Raw genomic sequence first — 18528 nt, 5'->3', positions numbered from 1 at the left:
TCTTCCATCTATCCGTTTCAAGACGGCGTTTCAAAGCTCTTCGTCACCGGATGGCGGGACTTCTGGACACCGCGCCGCCGATCGGGCAGGAGATCGCCATGCGCAAGCTTCTCGTCATCGGCATCGGTGCCGGCAATCCCGACCACATGACGGTCCAGGCCATCAACGGCCTGAACCGCGCCGACGTGCTGTTCATTCCCGACAAGGGAGCCAAGAAGAACGATCTCGCTGATTTACGCCGGCAGATCTGCGACCGCTTCGTGACCAATCCGAAATCGCGTCGGGTCGAGTTCGATGTGCCGGTTCGCGCCGAGCCGACATCGTCCTACCGCGTGACCGTCGACGACTGGCACGAAGCGATCGCCGAAATCTATGAGACCCTGATCCGCGACGAGCTTGCCGAAGACGGCTGCGGCGCCTTCCTGATCTGGGGCGACCCGTCACTCTATGACAGCGCGCTGCGTATCCTCGAACGCGTTCGCCTGAGAGGCAATGTCGGTTTCGAGCTCGAAGTCATCCCCGGCATCACCGCGATCCAGGCGCTCGCCGCGAGCCATGCGACCGCGCTCAACCGCATCGGCGATTCGATCCTGGTCACCACCGGCCGGCGGCTGACGGAAGAAGGTCTGCCGGCCAATGCCGGGTCGGCGGCGGTCATGCTCGACGGCAAATGCGCCTTCAACACGCTGGCCGACAAGGATGTCTTCATCCAGTGGGGCGCCTATCTCGGCACGCCGGACGAAATCATCATTTCCGGCCGGCTGGGCGATGTCGGCGCAGAGATCGAGAAAGTCCGCGAAGAAGCCCGGCGAAAGAAGGGCTGGATCATGGACACCTACCTGCTGAGGAAATCAGGGGAGTAAGGGAGTAAGGGAGTAAGGGAGTAAGGGAGTAAGGGAGTAAGGGAGTAAGGGAGTAAGGGAGTAAGGCAATAGGGAGAAGCGAATCGCGTGCGCAAGCACTCTAGGAGATCACATCCTACTCCCCTACTCCCCTACTCCCCTACTCCCCTACTCCCCTACTCCCTTACTCCCCTACTCCCTCATCCCGCATCGATCTCCGCCTGCAAGGCCTGCATATGGACGGCGGCGGCCGATGACGCGGCTCTCTCTATGGCCCGAAACCGGCTGACGACCGCCAAACCCACCGATGTCAGTTGCGCGCCGCCGCCTTTCCGGCCGCCGGTCTGCGCCGCGACCAGCGGCTTGCCGAACACGCGGTTCATGTCTTCGACCAGGTCCCAGGCATGCTTGTAGGACATCTCCATGCCGCGCGCCGCAGCCGAGATCGACCCGAAAGCGGCGATCTGCTCCAGAAGCTCGATCTTGCCCGGGCCGATCCGGCCGTCGGGGTCGAGATTTATCCGCAGGCTGAGCGACGGCATTTCATCTCCTCGGATTTCACGGTACGACAATAGCCCCTGCGCGAAGACAGCGCTATTCCAAACACACATAGCGACATGGTTGAACTCGTCAAACGTCGGCTTCGGCCGGCAGGCCGCCGCCGGTGTTTGCGCGATCGAAACTCACGCTCTTGACGACCGCATAGACCTGGCTTCCCAGCTTGAGACCAAGCGTCTGCCGCGATTGTTCGGTGATCCGCGCGACCACAACCGCGCCGTGGCAGTCGATGCCGACCTCGACCTCGGGCCCCTTGCCCGGCTTCATGCTGACGATTGTTCCCGGCAGGATATTGAGCGCACTGAGGCCCACGGGTTTCTCGATGGCGACCATCACGTCACGGGCGCGGATGCGTATGCGAACCGGAGCGCCGGCCGCCCTGGCCAGTTTCGGCACCCGGATTTCGCCGGCCTGCGAGACAAGCACCGTCATGCCGAAGGCCTCGTCGTGGCGCAGAACTTTGGCATCGAGCACCGCCCCGCCCTCGCCGCGCTCTTCCGCCGGCAGCAGGTCCAGTCGCCGCATGATCGCCTCGGTCGGGCCTGAGGCCATAACCTTGCCCTGCGAAAGCACCACGACGTCGCTTGCCAGCCGCGCCACCTCGGCGATGGAATGGCTGACATAGACCATCGGGATTTTCGTCTCGTCGCGCAGCCGTTCGATATAGGGCAGGATCTCGGCCTTGCGCGCGTCGTCGAGCGAGGCGAGCGGCTCGTCCATCAAAAGCAGTTTCGGGCTGGCAAGCAAGGCACGGCCGATGGCGACGCGCTGCTTTTCGCCGCCCGACAGTTTCGCCGGCCGCCGGTCGAGGAGGTTGCTAATGCCGAGCAGCTCGACCACCGCATCCAACTTGGCGTAGCGCTCGGAAGACGGCGTGAACCAGCGGCCGTAGCGCAGATTGCCGGCCACGCTCATATGCGGAAACAGCCGGGCATCCTGGAACACCATGCCGATCCGCCGCTTGTGCATCGGCACGAAGGCGCGCGCGGCAGCGTCGACCAGCACACGCCCATCGACTGCGATGCGGCCCTTGTCCGGGCGGATCAGGCCCGCGATCAGGTTGATCAGCGTCGATTTGCCCGAGCCCGATGGCCCGAACAGCGCCGTCAGCCGGCCGACGCTCTCGAAACGCGCCTCTAAGGCGAATTCCCCAAGCCGATGATGGATGTCGACGGAGAGCATCATTCGATGTCCATCCGCCGGCCGACGCGCCGCGCCAGCACTTCCGACGCGACCAGCGCGACCATCGAGATGGCAATCGAGATCAGCGTCAGCCTGAGCGCGCCTTCATCGCCGCCAGGCACCTGCGTGAAAGTGTAGATCGCCGTGGGCAGCGTCTGCGTTTCGTTGGGGATGTTGGAAACGAAGGTGATGGTGGCGCCGAACTCGCCCATCGCCTTGGCAAAGGAAAGGATCGCGCCGGCGATAAGGCCAGGCAGGATCAGCGGCAGCGTGATGGTGGCAAACACCCAGAGCGGATTGGCGCCGAGCGTGCCGGCAGCCGCCTCGATTCTGCGGTCGACAGCCTCGATCGAGAGCCGGATGGCCCGCACCATCAGCGGAAAGCCCATCACGCCGCAGGCAAGTGCCGCACCCGTCCAGCGGAACGAAAAGACGATGCCGAAATGCTCGGCAAGGAAGGCGCCGGCCGGTCCACGCCGCCCGAAGGTGAGCAGAAGCAGATAGCCTGTCACCACCGGCGGCAGGATCAGCGGCAGATGCACCAGCCCGTTGAGCAGGGTCTTGCCCCAAAAGCGCCCCCGCGCGAGCAGGAGCGCGAGCAAGATGCCGGGCGGCAGGCTGGCGATCATCGCAACCGTTGCCACCTTGATGGACAGCCGGACCGCATTCCATTCGTCGGGAGTGAGGTCCAGCAGCCAGTTCATATGTGGTGTAAGGTCTTTCTCAGTTGCTCGGCGCGAGCACCGTAAAACCCTGTTCCTTGAAGAGCGCGGCGGCCTTGGCCGACTCGACGCACTTCAGGAAGGCAGCCGCATCCTTGTCCTTCGAATCCGCGGTCTGGGCAATCGGGTAGATGATCGGCGGATGCGAATCTTCCGGGAAAGTGCCGACGACCTTGACACCCTTTTCGGCATGCGCGTCGGTGGCGTAGACGATGCCAAGCGGGGCTTCGCCCGTCGACACCAGCTTCAGCGCGGCGCGCACATTCTCGGCCTGTGCGACTTTGCCCTCGACCGACGACCAGACGCCCAGCGATTCCAGCGCCGCCTTGCCGTATTTGCCGGCAGGCACGGCCTTGAAATGGCCCATGGCAAGCTTGCCGTCGCCGATCAGCTTGGCAAGGTCGAAGCCCTTTTCGACCTTGGTCTCGACCTTGGAGTCCTTCGGCGCCACCAGCACGATCTGGTTGCCGAGCAGCTTCACTTCGGTGTCCGGCTTGGTCAGCTTCTTGTCCGAGAGATACTTCATCCAGTCTAGGTCGGCCGAGACGAAGATGTCGGCCGGCGCGCCGCCTTCGATCTGCTTGGCCAGTGCCGAGCTTGCCGCGTAGGAAATGGTCGCCGCTTCGCCGACCTCCGGCTCGCAAGCCTTGTTGACCGCGTCGAGCGCGTCCTTGAGGCTCGCCGCGGCAAATACGACCACCTTGTCGTCGGCATGGGCCGCCGGCACCGCGGCCATCAGCATTGCCGCCAGACCGCCAACGGCGATCGCCTTCAATCCAAAACCCTTGCCCGTCATGAAGTCTCTCCCGTGGTTTCAAAAATCCGTACGGCCCAAAGCCTTGGACCGATATATCCGGATGAACATAACAAGGAAAGGCTTTTCACCTGTCGTGGCATTGTGCGCCAGCATGGTCTCAGCCTACGATGAACGCGAAACAGCGAAGCTGAAGGAGAGACGGATGAAGATCAGCGCGCGCAATATCCTCAAGGGCAAGGTCACCGAGATCGTCAAGGGAGCGACCACCTCGCATGTCAGGATCGACATCGGCGGCGGCGTCGTCGTCACCGCATCGATCACCAACGATGCTGTCGCCGACCTCGCGCTCGAAAAAGGCAAGCAGGCCTATGCGGTGATTAAGGCATCGGACGTGATGGTCGGCATCGACTGAGCCGGCGGTGCTGGCTCACACCGCGATCGGCGCCTTGATATTCGCGTCGGCGAAATAGTTTTCGAGGCGGAAATCCTCGAAACGGAAGGCGAAAAGGTCCTTCACCTCCGGATTGATCCACATCGTCGGCAAGGCCTTGGGCGTGCGCCGCATCTGCTCGCGCGCCTGCTCGAAATGGTTCGAATAAAGATGCGCGTCGCCCAGCGTGTGGACGAAGTCGCCGGCCTTCAGTCCGGTCACCTGCGCCACCATCATGGTGAGCAAGGCATAGGAAGCGATGTTGAAGGGCACGCCGAGGAAAATATCGCCCGAGCGCTGGTAAAGCTGGCAGGAGAGCCGGCCCTCCGAGACGTAGAATTGGAACAAGCAGTGGCAGGGCGGCAGCGCCATGGCTTCCACCTCGGCCGGGTTCCAGGCCGAGACGATCAGCCGGCGCGAATTAGGATTCTTGCGTATCTCCTTCAAAAGATTCGCAATCTGGTCGATCGCGCCGCCATGCCCGTCCGGCCATGAGCGCCACTGCTTGCCATAGACCGGGCCAAGATCGCCGTTCTCGTCGGCCCATTCGTCCCAGATGCTGACGCCGTTGTCGTTGAGATACTTGATGTTGGTGTCGCCGGCCAGGAACCACAGAAGCTCGTGGATGATCGACTTCAGATGCAGCTTCTTGGTGGTCGTGACCGGAAAGCCGCGCGAAAGGTCGAAGCGCATCTGGTAGCCGAACACCGAGCGCGTGCCGGTCCCGGTACGGTCGCCGCGGTCGGCGCCGTTCTCCAGTACATGCTTCAACAGGTCGATATATTGGCGCATCGGCTTTGCCTCGATTCGGGCTTACAGGCAATCATACCCGACTGACGGCAGGTCGAACACCGCAAAGCGAACCACTGATGTGGATCGCGCCAGAAAGTCCACGGCGCCGGCACTGTTTTCGTGCCGGCCGCCGGGGTGGCTGTGCCTTAGAGCGAGGCCAGTTTGCCGAGATCCTTGGCAACAAGGTAGTAGAACGTGACGCGGCTCTTGGTGTTGTCCGCATGCATCGCCTTGCAAGTCTTCTCGATCGAGGCGTTGGCCTTTGCGGCATCCGCGATGCCGAGCTTCTTGCCGATCCAGTTCTCCCGCACGCGATCGAGTTCCTTCGGGTCCGTGCAGGACACCAGCGAGGAATCACGGTTCCGCAGCGCAATGCCCAGATGCTTGACTATTTTATCGACCACATCGGCGCTGGCGCCGGCATCGTATTTCTTCACATCCGCAAGATAGTCGGCCATCAAACTTCCCCTCGTCAGCGCCACGGATCCGGTCGATGAGGGTTGCGGCGCGTTGCGCAACCTGTGCGCTAGGTCAGAGTCTCCTCACCGTGAGCGAGATTTGATTGTGTCAGCGCGCAAGTCAACCCTTGGCTGCGCAGTTTGGCATAACCGGATAAGCGCCCGTTTGGCCTTTCTTTTTCCGTCATCGCTCCCTATATTCGCTTCGTCGGCTTGACCGACTATGGCGATAAACAGGCGATGAAATAAGCCGTTCGGACCCGGGGGCGGTACCCGGCGCCTCCACCAAAAACCGCTCTCCCAAATGGGAGCGGCTTTTGCTGGGGGCGAAATAGGATCGACGAAGGTGTAAAGATCGTACTTTTGCCCGGCATTGTACCACCGTCATCGGGCTAAACTTATAGTTGCCAACGACAACTATGCGGAAGCTCGTCTCGCTGCTTAATGCGGCGCGAACGCTTCAAATCAAGTCCTAGCGGTTCGCACTTCTAGGCGGGGTTCGGAGGTACCTGGCAACAGAAACCTCCACTTCTCCCCTCTTTTGCTTCTTCCCAGACCAACCGAATGGCCCAGGCTCGCCCGGCGCTTGATGCGCGGCACTGCCTTGCCGCTCATTACCCATGGACAAGCGATGCAAAGCGATTTCGACCGATTCTTCGTGCTGACCGGCGGCCCCGGCTCCGGCAAGACCACGCTGATCGAGGCGTTGCGGGCCGAAGGCTTCGCGACTGCGCCTGAAGCTGGTCGCGGCATCATCCGTGACCAGATGGCGATCGGCGGCCCTGCCCTTCCCTGGCAGGATCGCGCGCTTTTTGCCGAGCTGATGCTATCGTGGGAGCTGCGTTCCTGGCACGCCGCGCGCGCCGAACCTGGTCCGGTTTTCTTCGATCGGGGCGCACCGGACACGATCGGCTATCTCAAGCTCTGCGGCCTGCCGGTGCCGGATCACGTCACAAGCGCGGCGCACAAGTTCCGCTACGCGCGCCACGTCTTCGTCGCGCCACCATGGCCGGAGATCTTCACCCAGGACGAAGAGCGCAAGCAGACGCTCGACGAAGCTGAGCGCACATTCCGCTCGGTGACCGGCGTCTATGCGGAGCTCGGCTACGAACTCGTGCCCCTGCCTCTCGCTTCAGTCGAAGAGCGGGTCCGCTTCGTCATCGATCAGGCAGGCTTGCGACGGACATGAAAAAGGCCGGGCAAGCCCGGCCTTTTCGTTGTTTTGAGGGGGCCTATTCCGCCGGCGCTTCGACCGCTTCGCGCGCGCGGCCGAGCGTCAGCTTGGCCAGTGTGAACGAGATCACCGCGCAGAGCGTGATGCCGGCCACCATCGGCAGCGGCGTGCCGTCGAAGAAGATGCCGGCAACACCCATCGCGAGCGCGCCGATGGCGAAGTGCAGCGTGCCCATCAGCGCCGAGGCCGTGCCGGCGATCTCGCCATGCTCTTCCATCGCCAGCACCGAGGTGGACGGGATGACCAGGCCAAGGAAGCCGTAGCCGACGAAGAGCAGCGCCGCCATCACATCCAGCCGGTCGACGCCTGAGGCCATTATCGCGAACAACGCCACCATCACCGTGGCATAGCCGGTGACCGCCACCCAGACGACGCGCTTCAGCCCAAAACGATCGGCCAGCAGCCCGGTCAGCTGCGACATGCCGATGAAGGCGACCGCGTTGATCGAGAAGAACACGCTGTAGACCGACGGCGACAGGCCGTAATGGTCGATCAGGATGAAGGACGAGCTCGACAGATAGACGAAGAAGCTCGCAATGCCGAAGCCTGCGATCGCCACCAGGCCGAGGAAATTGCGGTCACCCATCAGGTAGCGATAGCCGGCCAAAGCCGTGCCGAAGGACGAGTTGGCCCGCTCCTCCGCCGACCGGGTTTCCTTGAGCGAGGTGGCGAGCAGGATGGTGGCGAGTGCGGCGGCGCCAGTCACGGTCCAGAACACGGCACGCCAGCCGAAGCTCTCGATGATCTGGCTGCCGGTCAGCGGCGCGAGGATAGGCGACACCGAGAACACCAGCATCAGCAGCGACATCAGCTTGGCGGCCTCGTTGCCGGTGTGCAAGTCGCGCACGATCGCTCGCGGTATGGCCATGCCGGCGCTGGCGCCAAGGCCTTGCAGGAAGCGGAAGGCGATTAGCCACTCGATGGTCGGCGCCATCGCCGAGCCGACGCCGCCGACCATGAACAGTGCCAGGCCCGCGTAAAGCGGCACCTTGCGCCCGACCATGTCGGAGATTGGGCCGACGACGATCTGACCAAAACCCATCGACAGGAAGAAGATCAAAAGGCTCATCTGCACGGCGGCGGTGCCGGCATGCAGGTCCTGCCCGATCGAAGGCAGCGCGGGAAGATACATATCGATGGCGAACGGGCCGATTGCGGACAACAAGCCGAGCACGACCGCGATGCGGAGGAATTTGGGACTCATGATAAGGCTCTTTTCGGATCTGGTTGCCGCCGCGAAATACCGGCGTCTGAACCCAGGACGTTCCATCCCGCGGAAATCCGACATCCGAGAGCGACGTAGATCGCCGCGTCAGCGCGAATTTCCCTTTGTTGTGTCCACAAATTTAGACAGTCTTGTCCAATTCGTCAATCACCGCTATATAGATTTTCATGAAGCCCGGTGTTTCTCCTGACACTTTCCCGCCACGCAGCCATGAGGCCAAGCGCGTGTCGGTGGTCGATGCCGCCGCTAGCGTGTTCTGTCGGGAAGGCTATGCCGGCGCCAATATCGACCTGATCGCGGCCGAGGCCGGCGTTTCTCGGCAGACCGTCTACAACCATCACGGCGACAAGGAAAAGCTCTTCGTTGCCGTCGTGCGTGATCTGACGGAGCGCTGCAATGCCGGCATCTTCGCCACCATCGCCACGTTCCCCGACCAGCCTGCCGATCTCGAAGCCGACTTGGTTGCCTTCGCCGTGCGCATGAACCGCAATTGCATCTGCAACCGCGATGGCCGTTTCCTGCGCAAGTTGATCCAGGCCGAAGGCGAGCGTTATCCGGAACTGTTTGCCGAATGGCGCGAACAAGGCCCGGGCCGCACATGGTCGGCGCTTGCCGCCCGCTTCGCCCGGCTTGCCTTCGCCGGACATCTCTCGATCGGTGACCCCGACGTCGCGGCGCGTCAGTTCTTTGCCCTCGTCAATGCCGAGCTTCAGATCACCTTCATGCTGGGCGGCGTGCCCGCCGAGGAAGAGGTGCTGCGTTCCGCCTCCAACGGCGTGCGCACCTTTCTCAGCGCCTTCGCCAAAAAGAAATCGCCAGCCGGCAAACAGGCTATGCTCGTCCACGCCTGAGCGATCAAATCGCCGGCACCCCTCTTGGCCTCCGCGCTTTGCGCCTATATGCGGTTTACGCCGCGCCCAAGCTTGATTACAGCTATGCGGACGATTCAACGGAACCCGACCATCACATGGCCGACGACCACATCCGCTACGACATTCTGGCCCAGGAGGCCCTGCGCGGCGTCATGCGCAAGGTCCTGGCCGAGGTCGCGCGCACCGGCCTTCCGGGCAATCATCATTTCTTCATCACCTTCCTGACCGGCGCGCCGGGCGTGCGCATTTCGTCCCGGCTGCGCGAGCGCTATCCGGAGCAGATGACCATCGTCATCCAGTTCCAGTATTGGGACCTGAAGGTAACGGATGCCGGCTTCGAGGTCGGACTTTCCTTCTCCGACGTGCCGGAAAAGCTCGAAATCCCCTTCTCCGCCGTGCGCGGCTTCTACGATCCGTCGGTGAATTTCGAACTCGAGTTCGACGTCAAGACGGAGAGCGCGGAAGACGAGGCTCCGGCACCGGAACCTATCGCTGTCGTTCCGGAAAAGAAGCCGGAAACCAAGAAAAAGGCCGCCGATGCGGAAAAGAAGGCGGCCGTCGCCGAGACCGGAGGCAAGGGCGCCGACGTGGTTTCGCTCGACGCCTTCCGCAAGAAATAGCCCGGCACCATGGGCGAGGTCGTCAATCTCCGCCAGGCCCGCAAGCAGAAAGCGCGCAGCGAGAAGGAACGCCAGGCCGGCGAGAACCGGGCGCTGCATGGCCGGTCGAAGACAGAGCGCGAGCGTGACCGGCTGACATCCGAAAAGGCGGAAAAATTCGTGGCCGGCCATCGTCGTGAAAAGCCTGACGACCCTGGCGAGCGCTGAGTCCGGCAATGGCCGCGGTCGAAAAACGTTCGGTAACGATCCGCGGTCACCGCACCAGCTTTTCCCTGGAACAGCCCTTCTACGACGATCTCGTCACCATCGCCGCGGAGCGCTCGCTGTCGCTCGCGGCTTTGGTCGCGGAGATCGACGAGACGCGCACCCGGGATGCGAACCTGTCGTCCGCGCTGAGGCTCTACGTGCTGGCCTGGGCGAAGCGCGGCGGCGCCCCGCCCTGAGGATGATCTACTGCATATCGCCCAAAAGTGCGCAGCGGTTTTGGGAAAACGACATGCATGGAAATAACAGCTTAAAGCGCGTCGCCTGAATCCGTTTCAGCGCGACGCGCTCTAAGCCGGATCGCCGACGCTTTGCCCTGCCTTGCGCCTGGCGGCGAAACTGAGCAGCGCCGAACGGTCGCGCTCCTGCGCCAGCGTCTTCGAGCGCACACGCATCAGGTCCTTCCAGCCGACATAGCCGACCAGCCGCGCATCCTCGCGCGAGACGACCGGCAGATGCGAAACATTGGCGACCAGGAGCTTGTCCGAAAGCCCTTCCAGATATTCGTCGGGATAAGCCAGCGTCACCTTGCTGCCGGCAAGCAATTCCCCGAGCGTCGCCTTGCAGTGCATGCCGGCGCGCCGCCAGCGCAGGATCGCGGGCGGATCGATGACGCCGAGCACATGTCCCGCTTCATCGATCACCGGGAAGCTCGGGTGCCGCGTATCCGGAGCGGTCAGGAAGGTTGCGGCGCCGTGCAGCGTCATCGTCGCCGGCACGCTCTCGACCTTGGTCGTCATCACTTCATTGACCCTGGTCAAGGCAAAAGGATCGACGCGATATTCGCGAACGAGGTGATGTCCCCGCCGCGCCACCTTTTCGGTCAGGATCGAGCGCTTCATCGACAGCACGGTGACGGCATGCGCGGTGGCGCAGGCCGCGATCAACGGCACCAGAACATGCGTGTTGCCGGTAAGTTCGGTGGCGAAGAAGGTCGCGGTCAGCGGCGCGCGCATGGTGCCGCCCATCGTAGCGGCCATCGCCAGCAGCGGCCAGAAGCCGGGGCTCGCCTCGGGCAGGATGCCTGAGAGCACCGCTCCCATCGCTCCGCCCATGATCAGCAGCGGCGCCAGCACGCCGCCCGAGGTCCCGGACCCCAGCGCGACCGACCAGATGATGGCCTTCACCACCAGAAGCAGCAGCGCGGCGGTGGCGACGGTGCGGCCGTCGAGCATGTTGGCGATGTTGTCGTAACCGACGCCAAGCGCGTGCGGCTCGATCAGGCCGCCGATGCCGACCACCAGACCGCCGATCATCGGCCACCACATCCAGTGTGTCGGCAGCTTCAGAAAGGCGTCCTCGCAGGCATAGACCAATTGCGTCAGCAGGCCCGACAGAAGTCCGGAGGCGATGCCGATCAGCACCCAGCCGCCCAGTCCGGCGATCGATGCATCCATGCTCCCCGAGAACGGAAAGATCGGTCCCGGCAGATGCAGCAGACTGCGTTCGACTTCCGCAACGATCGCGGCGACGGCGACCGGAATGAAGCTTCGCGGCGTCCATTCGAACAGAAGCAGCTCGACGGCAAGCATGATCGCGGCGATCGGCGTGCCGAACACGGTCGTCATGCCGGCCGCGGCACCCGCCACCAGCAGCGTCTTACGCTCATTGTCGCTGACCGGCAGCATCTGCGCGATCAGCGAGCCGATGGCGCCGCCGGTCATGATGATCGGGCCTTCGGCGCCGAACGGTCCACCCGAGCCGATCGAGATCGCCGACGACAGCGGCTTCAGCACCGCGACCTTGGCGTCGAGCCGCGAACGTCCCAACAGGATCGCCTCGATAGCTTCGGGAATGCCGTGGCCGCGGATCTTCTCGCTGCCGAAGCGCACCATCAGTCCGATGATCAGCGCGCCGATCACCGGCACGATCACCGCGGCAAGCCCAAGCGGCGTGTCCTCGAGCCTCAGTTCGGCCAGCGTGAACTGGCCGAAATAGGCGATGTTGGTGGCAAGCCGGATCAGCTTCAAGAGGACGATACCGGTAAAGAGCCCGGCTGTCGCCACCACCACGGCTATGGCTGCGATAAGCAGCACGCGCGGATCGGTCGTGAAGTCGCGAAGATGGCCGTTGCCGGCGTGAGCGGATTTCATTTTGGGAGCCTGAACTTTCTGGCGGCGCAAAGACCGTCCGGTTTCAGGTGGGTTCATATCGTAATACGATATGAACCTTCAAGGCCGTTTTCGATCGCTGCCCCCGTCATTTTGGACAGGGATCGCGACAGCCAGTTGAGCTTTTGCAGGAAAGGACCATAAGTCGGCGAATGACGCCGCCGAAACCACGCCCCGCCATCAGCCAGGCCGACTACCAGCGGCTATCCGAGTTCCGTTATCTGATCCGCCGCTTTCTCGAATTCAGCCAGGTCCAGGCCAATGAGGCGGGCCTCACGCCGCGCCAGCATCAGGCGCTGCTGGCGATCAAGGGATTTCCCGGCGGCGGACCGGTGGCGGTGGGCGAGCTTGCCGAGCGGCTGCGCATCCGCCATCACAGCGCGGTGGAACTGGTGAACCGGCTTGCCGAGGCAGGTCTGGTCATACGTGATCAGGACAAGGGCGATCACCGGCGCGTGCTGCTGCAACTCACCCCTTTGGCCGACGATCACCTGGCCGACTTGTCGGCCGCGCATCTCGACGAGCTTTCGCGGATAGAGCCGATGCTGCGGCGTCTGCTCTCTCGCCAGGAAGAGTCGTAGGCGCAATTCCAGGAAAAGTGCCTAAAGCGCGTCGCGCTGAAACGGATTCAAGCGACGCGCTGTAAGTTTTTGTTTTGATGCATGTCGTTATCCCAGAACCGCTGCACACCTCTGGGCGACATGCATTAGCGGTTGGGCTCGGCGCCGGGACGGCTTGGGCGTGTCTTCGACTGATGACGCTCAACCGCCGTCGAGCGACTTCAACAGATTGTCGATTGTGAACGGATTGGCCTTCGGATTCGCCGGCGCTGAAGTCGAACCGTCATTGACGCCTGGAAGCGACCGGTCGACTTTCGGCGTCTGCTCGGCCGCCTTGCGCTCTGCTTCCAGCTTCGCCTTCTCCGCCTTCTTGCGATCGGCCTCGGCCTGCGCTTTGGCCGCCTCGTCGGCGGCCCGCTGCTCAGCCTCGGCCTTAGCCTGTGCATCCGCCTTGGCCTTGGCGTCCGCCTCGGCTTGAACAATGGCGTCGGCTTCCGCCTTGGCCCTGGCCTCTTCGTCCGCCTTGGCTTTCGCGTCGGCTTCAGCCTTTGCCTGCGCTTCCGCTTCGGCTTTCGCCTTGGCTTCGGCCTCGGCCTTCAGCCGCGCCTCTTCCTCTTGCCGGCGCAACTCTTCAGCCGCTTTGTCGCGCTCGGTCTGCAGCGACGCGTAGTAGCGCACCTCGCGCCGCAGCCGCTGCTTCTCCAGGAGCGCCGCCTGCATCGCCTCGACCCGCTGCTGTTCCTTCTCCAGCGCGCGCTGCGTCAGGAACTGCGCCAGCGGGCCGCTGTCGAACTGGGGCGCGGTCGCCCCAAGCGGACCGGCCAGGCTGAAATTGACGGCAGGCTCGGAGCCGACCAGCGCCTCGTCGCCGGGACGGTAGGTCAGCGTACCCTTTGCCGTGACGGTGCTTGTGTTGAGATCGGCCGTGACGTCGGCGGACAATGTCGCACCCGGATTGTCGAGGCTGATCGGCGGCGCCCGCAGCGTGCCGTTGGCGACGGCGAAAGCCACATCCGTATCGCCGGCGGCGAAGCTGCCCTGCCCGGCAATCTGCGGCGCGAAGCCCGCTGTCTTGGCCGTGTCGATATCGCGTCCGATCGCGTTGGCCTTGGCGATGATGGCGGCAAAGCCGTCCGGATTGACGCCGTCGACTTTCAATCCCTTCAGCGCCGCGGTGCCTGATCCGGACAGCGCTGCAATCATGGCATCGACCGATTTGCCGCTGGTCGACAGCGCCGCCGAAAGATCGCCGCCGCCGCCGATGCCGGCTCCCGGCAGGACAACGGAAAGATCGCTGCCGGCAAGCTTCATCTGGCCGGAGAACAGGCCGGTACCCTCCGTGTTCTTCAGGTCGAACAGACCAGTCAAATCGCCGCCGTAAAGCTTCGCCTTGAGGTCGGAGACGTGGATGCCTTCGCGATCGAGCTTCAGCGAGAAGGCCGCGTCATGCGCCGCGGCGAATGGCCTGACGGCAAGCGCCGAGGTGTTGAGATCGAGGTCTGCGTTGAACGGCAGGGTCGACTTCTGACTGAACGGCGTCGTCGGCCATCCGCCCTTGGCGGGAGCGAAGGACTGGTCGCCGAACAGCGAGACCGCCAGCGGATCGAGGTCGAGTTCGTCGAGCGCCAGCGCTCCGGCGAGATGCGGCAGCCCATCCTTGGCATCGATATTGACGTCGCCTGATACCGCGGCCTTGTTGATCGAACCGGTCAGACCGCTCAGCACCAGAAGCCCGTTGCCGAAATCGGCATCGGCCGTCAGCGACGTCGAGGTCCCGGTCCCCATGCCGGGCAGGCCCACGCCCGTCGTCATCAACCATGGCTCGATATCGGCGGCGTCGAGATTGACCTTGCCTTTGGCGGTGGCGCCTTGCGCCGTCTCAGCGACGGTTCCGTCAAAACTCGCCCTGAAGTCATCTGCCGTCAGGTTGAAGCTGGTCGCGAGACCGCCGGCAACCGAACCTTTCGCCGAGATGTCGGTGCTTGCGTGGCCGAGCATGCCAAGCGGCAGCGCAGGCAGGCCGTAGAGCGCGAGCAGCGTGGTGGCATTGTCGTTGCGGGCGTTGAAGGTGATCGATACAGGCGCCTCGGAGAGCTTATCCGCGGTTCCTTTGCCGGAAAGCGAAGCCGAGAAGGCCGAACCGCCGGCCTTGCCCTGGGCTGAGAGCGCGAGCCCGGTGCTGCCGTCGCCATTGTCGGCGGCGCTGGTCAGCAAGTCGATGCGCGCGTCCTGGAACAGTTCGGGATAGGCCGCCGCACGACTGGCCAAGCCTTTGAGCACGGCATTGTCGGGATAATGCTGGGCCGCGACATCGATCAGCGGCTTGAGATCCACCGCCACAACGGAAGCATTGAGCTTGCCGGTCGGGCTCTGCGGAAAATCCTTGACCCGCCCCGTGGCGCTGATCGAGGCGCCGGCGAGGCCGCCGATCGAAAGCCGGTCGATCTCGAGCAGGCCCTCACGCAGCCGCAGCGCCGTATCGACGGTGTCCGCGCTGAGCCCGACGGCGCTGACTGGCCCTGCCTTGATCTTGAAATCAAGATCGCGATCCGAAAAGCGGTTGGCGCCCTTGTCGCTGATGAAGATCGAGGCGAAAGCGGCCAGCCCATCGAGGTCCATCTCCCCGCCCGTCAGCCGCATCAGCACGGAAGGCCTGGCGCCATCCGGCTGGCTGGAATCGATGCTGCCCGAGAATTTCGCCTTGCCCAGAATGAGTTCGAGATTGCTGAAGGACTGCCGGTTCTCGCTGAGGTCGACCTTGGCCTTGAAGCCTGCCGCGGGTAGCCGGCGGATGGCCTCGTCGACATCCTTCGACAGCCAGGCCGCAAAGCCGGAAGGCTGTGCGACAGCCAACAGCAACGAACCGGTGAAGCCGAAATGGTCTTCCACGCTCAGCATACCGTCGGCTTCGAGCGTCGTGCGGCCCGGCAGCGTCGCGGCCAACGATTTGACGGACCAGCCGCCTTCGACAGGCTCGGCCGACAACCGCACGTCACGCACCGTCGTATCGCCCGCCACCACCGCCGGCAGCCTGACCTCGACCGTGCCTGGTATGGTCGGCTTCGGCATATGCTGCAGCGTCTGCTCGAATGCCGCGATGCGCTGGTCGAGCGTAAAGCCGGCTCCGGCGGCCCCGCCGACAGCCTCGTCGAACTGGACTTGCGCGCCGCTGGCCTCGACCGAGAAATGCGGCTTCAGGGCGAGATCGACCGAGGCCTTGCCGTCGGCGGTGTAGGGATTGTCGAGTGGCCCGGTCTCGAAGCGGAACGCGTCAACGTCGAGTTTCTGGTGATCGAGCGCGAACTTGCCGTTCAACCGGAAGCCCGGGTCGGGCTTGCCGGTGCTGATCTTGACCGGCTCGCCGTCGTTGCCGCGCAGCTCGGCCGAATTCCTGTCGGCCCCATTCTTGTCAGCGGCCGAAATTTTGAACTGGCCGGAATAGACCGCGGCGCCCTTGACGATGCCGGCATTGCCGTCGGCTTCGATGATCAGCGGATAGGCATCGGGATCGGCTTTCAGCCTGAGCCGCATCTGGCCGTCGGGCTCCACCTTGCCGGTCGAGGCCGAGATGTCCGTGCGCATGCCATCGAAGCGCAGTGTTCCGTCCATCCGCCAGGGGCCGATGAGCGCTTTGGCGGAAATCGTCGAGTTGATCTCGGAAACCAGGTGGCTGCGCCCGCCGGCGGCGTGGCGCAGTTCGATCTGCCCCTCCGTTATGGTCAGTTTCTCGATCGCGATTTGCCCGGGGTCGAGCCGCGTCGAGGGCCGGATCGCCCAGTCGACCGTACCGTCACTTGCGACATCGATGACGGCCTTGGGGTGCACCAGCCGCATGTCGAAGATCAGCACCTCGCCGCGCAGGAAAGGCGCCAGCTCCGCATCCATGGAGAAGGTCTCGACCGTCATTGCCGGCCGGCCTACCGGCCCGCCCGCGACCTCGACATTGGAGAAGGTCACCGACGGAAACGGCAACAGCCGCGCCGTCGCATCGCCCTTGACCGTCACCTTGCGGCCGAGGATAGCGCTTGCCTCGCGCTCGAAGTCGGCCCGGTAGCCCGTCCAGTCGATGAAATACGGCACCACCAGCGCCGCGCACAGCACCAGCACGAACAGGCCACCGAAGATCACGAACAGGCGGGCGAGCATCTGTTTCCCGGGTTGAAAGTCAGCCGCACTCTACCCGCATCCGCGTGTCGATAAAGAGGCAATTCCATTAGCAACGGCCAGCGGTCCGGGCAATGTCCGCTGTTGCGCGACTGCGCGCGGTCGCGATATCTTTTTCCCGACCATCCCTCCCCCCGCGGTCATGTCCCTGGCCGGCTCATCTCACCCCAGCATGGAGCATTCCGAATGTCAGGCAAGAACTGGGATAGAGTGCCCATCGACGCGCAGAGCGTCGACGCTCCGCTGTCGCTGGCCGCGATTTTCCTCGTCGTCACCGTCGGTAGCGACAAGGCGGCGCTTTCGAAGGTCGCATCGGTACTCGGCGAACTTGACGACCTCGTCAAGAATGTCGGTTTCCGCGACCTGTCGGGCCGGCTATCCTGCATCGCCGGCATCGGCGCCGAGCTCTGGAGCCGCCTGTCGCCCAACCGGCGGCCGCGCGAGTTGAAGCCGTTCGCGGCGATCGAGGGCTCCGCGCATTCGGCGCCCTCGACGCCGGGCGATCTGCTCTTCCACATCCGCGCCGAAAGGCCCGATATGTGCTTCGAGTTCGAGCGCATCCTGTTGAACGGCCTGGGCGACGGCGTGACTGTCGTCGACGAAGTCTCGGGCTTTCGCTATTTCGACGCACGCGATCTTCTGGGCTTCGTCGACGGCACCGCCAATCCGACCGGCCTAGACCTGCCTGCCTCCGCTTTGGTCGGCGACGAGGACGCCGACTTTGCAGGCGGCAGCTATGTCGTGGTGCAGAAATACCTGCACGACATGGCTGCGTGGGGCAAAACGCCGACGCATGTCCAGGAAGAGATCATCGGCCGCACCAAGATCGACAACATCGAGATCGATGACGAAGACAAGCCGCGCAAGTCGCACAAGTCGCTGGCCACGATCGAGGACGACGCCGGCAACGAATACGACATCCTGCGCGACAACATGCCGTTCGGCCGTCCGGGGCAGAATGAGTTCGGGACCTATTTCATCGGCTACACGCGCTATCTGTGGGTGATCGAGAAGATGCTGCAGCGCATGTATGTCGGCGAGCCGCCCGGCGCCTACGACCGACTGCTCGACTTCTCCACCCCGCATACCGGCACGACTTTCTTCGCGCCGACCCGGCCGATGCTGCAGAAGTTGGTCGAGGGGGTGCAGGAATAGTCTGCACTCAGCCGTAGAGGAATTGCTACCGCGCATCGCGCTTGGCCTGAGCCACCGCCGCCGCCTTTCGCTGGCGGCCACGCTCCGCCGGCCGAACAAGGTTCTGTGCCTTCTCGTTTGCTATCGCCCGCATCCCCCTGTGCGCAGTCCGCGTGTTGAAATCCGGCCCATTGGCGGCGGCCTGTTTGCTGGCCAGTGCCTTGCGCGCGTTCTCGACCAATGAAAGGCGCGCGGCAAGCTGGCGGCGTCGTTCGGCCTCACCGTTTAGCCGCCGCATGGCCATTGCGAGGACTTCCAGCTTCAGCTGCGAGCCGCCGTCGGCTTTCGACGCCACGGCACCTTTCGGCGCGCCCTTGCCGCGCATTTCGCGGCGCCGCCGATGCGCCTCGGTCTGCGCCTTGTCGCGCCGTTCCCGCAACAGCTTGACCAGATTGGTAAGTTCGGGGTCCGCGAGCTCCTGCACCACGGGATGGTGCGACTTCGCAACCAGATCCTGTTCGTCCGCGCTAAGCGCGCGAGCTTCTTCCTTGCGTGAAATCGCCATGGCTTCGTTCCTCCGTTGTGGAGCCTGCGTCTTCGCCG

Annotated in this window: 19 protein-coding genes and 1 other RNA gene; 10 read left to right on the top strand and 10 right to left on the bottom strand. The window is 63.7% G+C overall.

Going from position 1 to position 18528, the window contains the following annotated elements; translation table 11 throughout:
- The first annotated feature begins 98 nt into the window (after window positions 1–98).
- Window positions 99–863, top strand: a complete 765-nt coding sequence (gene cobF, locus RFM98_RS14425) for a precorrin-6A synthase (deacetylating) (RefSeq protein ID WP_320309502.1) — start codon at window positions 99–101, stop codon at window positions 861–863.
- Window positions 864–1042: 179 nt separating this feature from the next.
- Here cobF and RFM98_RS14420 read toward each other — a convergent pair whose 3' ends face one another.
- The 4 genes from RFM98_RS14420 to modA all read right to left on the bottom strand — a co-directional run bounded on the left by RFM98_RS14420 (window position 1043) and on the right by modA (window position 4100).
- Entirely contained in the window at window positions 1043–1384 is a 342-nt protein-coding gene (locus RFM98_RS14420) for a winged helix-turn-helix domain-containing protein (protein WP_040982165.1), read from the bottom strand.
- Window positions 1385–1472: 88 nt separating this feature from the next.
- Entirely contained in the window at window positions 1473–2585 is a 1113-nt protein-coding gene (modC, locus tag RFM98_RS14415) for a molybdenum ABC transporter ATP-binding protein (protein ID WP_320309501.1), read from the bottom strand.
- Complete coding sequence (modB, locus tag RFM98_RS14410) at window positions 2582–3286, bottom strand: molybdate ABC transporter permease subunit (protein ID WP_320309500.1); 705 nt, start codon at window positions 3284–3286, stop codon at window positions 2582–2584. The genes modC and modB overlap by 4 nt, the downstream gene beginning before the upstream one ends.
- A gap of 19 nt (window positions 3287–3305) precedes the next feature.
- Entirely contained in the window at window positions 3306–4100 is a 795-nt protein-coding gene (gene modA / locus RFM98_RS14405; protein ID WP_320309499.1) for a molybdate ABC transporter substrate-binding protein, read from the bottom strand.
- 163 nt (window positions 4101–4263) lie between these two features.
- Between modA and RFM98_RS14400 the strand changes: the two genes are divergently transcribed.
- A complete protein-coding gene (locus tag RFM98_RS14400) occupies window positions 4264–4473 on the top strand; it encodes a TOBE domain-containing protein (RefSeq protein WP_320309498.1) in 210 nt (69 codons plus the stop codon).
- A gap of 15 nt (window positions 4474–4488) precedes the next feature.
- Here the strand turns inward: RFM98_RS14400 and RFM98_RS14395 are convergent, their stop codons facing one another.
- Both RFM98_RS14395 and RFM98_RS14390 read right to left on the bottom strand, forming a co-directional pair.
- Complete coding sequence (locus RFM98_RS14395; protein ID WP_320309497.1) at window positions 4489–5283, bottom strand: thymidylate synthase; 795 nt, start codon at window positions 5281–5283, stop codon at window positions 4489–4491.
- Between the two features lie 146 nt (window positions 5284–5429).
- Entirely contained in the window at window positions 5430–5741 is a 312-nt protein-coding gene (locus RFM98_RS14390) for a DUF2853 family protein (protein ID WP_320309496.1), read from the bottom strand.
- Between the two features lie 168 nt (window positions 5742–5909).
- Between RFM98_RS14390 and ssrA the strand changes: the two genes are divergently transcribed.
- Both ssrA and RFM98_RS14380 read left to right on the top strand, forming a co-directional pair.
- Window positions 5910–6271, top strand: a transfer-messenger RNA (tmRNA) gene (gene ssrA, locus RFM98_RS14385).
- A 101-nt stretch (window positions 6272–6372) separates the two neighbouring features.
- Window positions 6373–6930, top strand: a complete 558-nt coding sequence (locus RFM98_RS14380) for an AAA family ATPase (protein ID WP_320309495.1) — start codon at window positions 6373–6375, stop codon at window positions 6928–6930.
- A 43-nt stretch (window positions 6931–6973) separates the two neighbouring features.
- Here the strand turns inward: RFM98_RS14380 and RFM98_RS14375 are convergent, their stop codons facing one another.
- Window positions 6974–8179 (bottom strand): multidrug effflux MFS transporter, encoded by a 1206-nt coding sequence (locus RFM98_RS14375; protein WP_320309494.1) that lies wholly within the window; start codon window positions 8177–8179, stop codon window positions 6974–6976.
- A gap of 188 nt (window positions 8180–8367) precedes the next feature.
- Here RFM98_RS14375 and RFM98_RS14370 point away from each other — a divergent pair, with 188 nt between their 5' ends.
- The 4 genes from RFM98_RS14370 (at window position 8368) to RFM98_RS14355 (ending at window position 10135) form a co-directional block, all read left to right on the top strand.
- Entirely contained in the window at window positions 8368–9051 is a 684-nt protein-coding gene (locus RFM98_RS14370; protein WP_320309493.1) for a TetR/AcrR family transcriptional regulator, read from the top strand.
- A 116-nt stretch (window positions 9052–9167) separates the two neighbouring features.
- A complete protein-coding gene (locus tag RFM98_RS14365) occupies window positions 9168–9692 on the top strand; it encodes an SspB family protein (RefSeq protein ID WP_320309492.1) in 525 nt (174 codons plus the stop codon).
- 9 nt (window positions 9693–9701) lie between these two features.
- Window positions 9702–9899 carry a DUF4169 family protein gene (locus RFM98_RS14360; RefSeq protein ID WP_320309491.1) on the top strand — a complete coding sequence of 66 codons (198 nt, stop codon included), beginning with the start codon at window positions 9702–9704 and terminating at the stop codon, window positions 9897–9899.
- Window positions 9900–9907: 8 nt separating this feature from the next.
- A complete protein-coding gene (locus RFM98_RS14355; protein WP_320309490.1) occupies window positions 9908–10135 on the top strand; it encodes a ribbon-helix-helix domain-containing protein in 228 nt (75 codons plus the stop codon).
- Window positions 10136–10246: 111 nt separating this feature from the next.
- Here the strand turns inward: RFM98_RS14355 and RFM98_RS14350 are convergent, their stop codons facing one another.
- Entirely contained in the window at window positions 10247–12049 is a 1803-nt protein-coding gene (locus tag RFM98_RS14350) for a chloride channel protein (RefSeq protein ID WP_320309489.1), read from the bottom strand.
- Window positions 12050–12219: 170 nt separating this feature from the next.
- On the opposite strand from RFM98_RS14350, the gene RFM98_RS14345 reads away from it, so the two are divergent.
- Window positions 12220–12648, top strand: coding sequence for a MarR family winged helix-turn-helix transcriptional regulator (locus RFM98_RS14345; protein WP_320309488.1), 429 nt, complete (start codon window positions 12220–12222; stop codon window positions 12646–12648).
- Window positions 12649–12828: 180 nt separating this feature from the next.
- Here the strand turns inward: RFM98_RS14345 and RFM98_RS14340 are convergent, their stop codons facing one another.
- Entirely contained in the window at window positions 12829–16773 is a 3945-nt protein-coding gene (locus RFM98_RS14340) for an AsmA family protein (protein ID WP_320309487.1), read from the bottom strand.
- A 204-nt stretch (window positions 16774–16977) separates the two neighbouring features.
- Here RFM98_RS14340 and RFM98_RS14335 point away from each other — a divergent pair, with 204 nt between their 5' ends.
- Window positions 16978–17946 (top strand): Dyp-type peroxidase, encoded by a 969-nt coding sequence (locus tag RFM98_RS14335; protein ID WP_320309486.1) that lies wholly within the window; start codon window positions 16978–16980, stop codon window positions 17944–17946.
- 25 nt (window positions 17947–17971) lie between these two features.
- Here the strand turns inward: RFM98_RS14335 and RFM98_RS14330 are convergent, their stop codons facing one another.
- Window positions 17972–18490, bottom strand: a complete 519-nt coding sequence (locus tag RFM98_RS14330; protein WP_320309485.1) for a hypothetical protein — start codon at window positions 18488–18490, stop codon at window positions 17972–17974.
- Window positions 18491–18528: the final 38 nt, after the last annotated feature.

This window comes from Mesorhizobium australafricanum (assembly GCF_033977265.1).
In the GTDB taxonomy this organism is placed as follows: domain Bacteria; phylum Pseudomonadota; class Alphaproteobacteria; order Rhizobiales; family Rhizobiaceae; genus Mesorhizobium; species Mesorhizobium australafricanum.
Note: the sequence above shows the minus strand (reverse complement) of the source record. Positions and strands in the feature narration are given on the sequence as shown.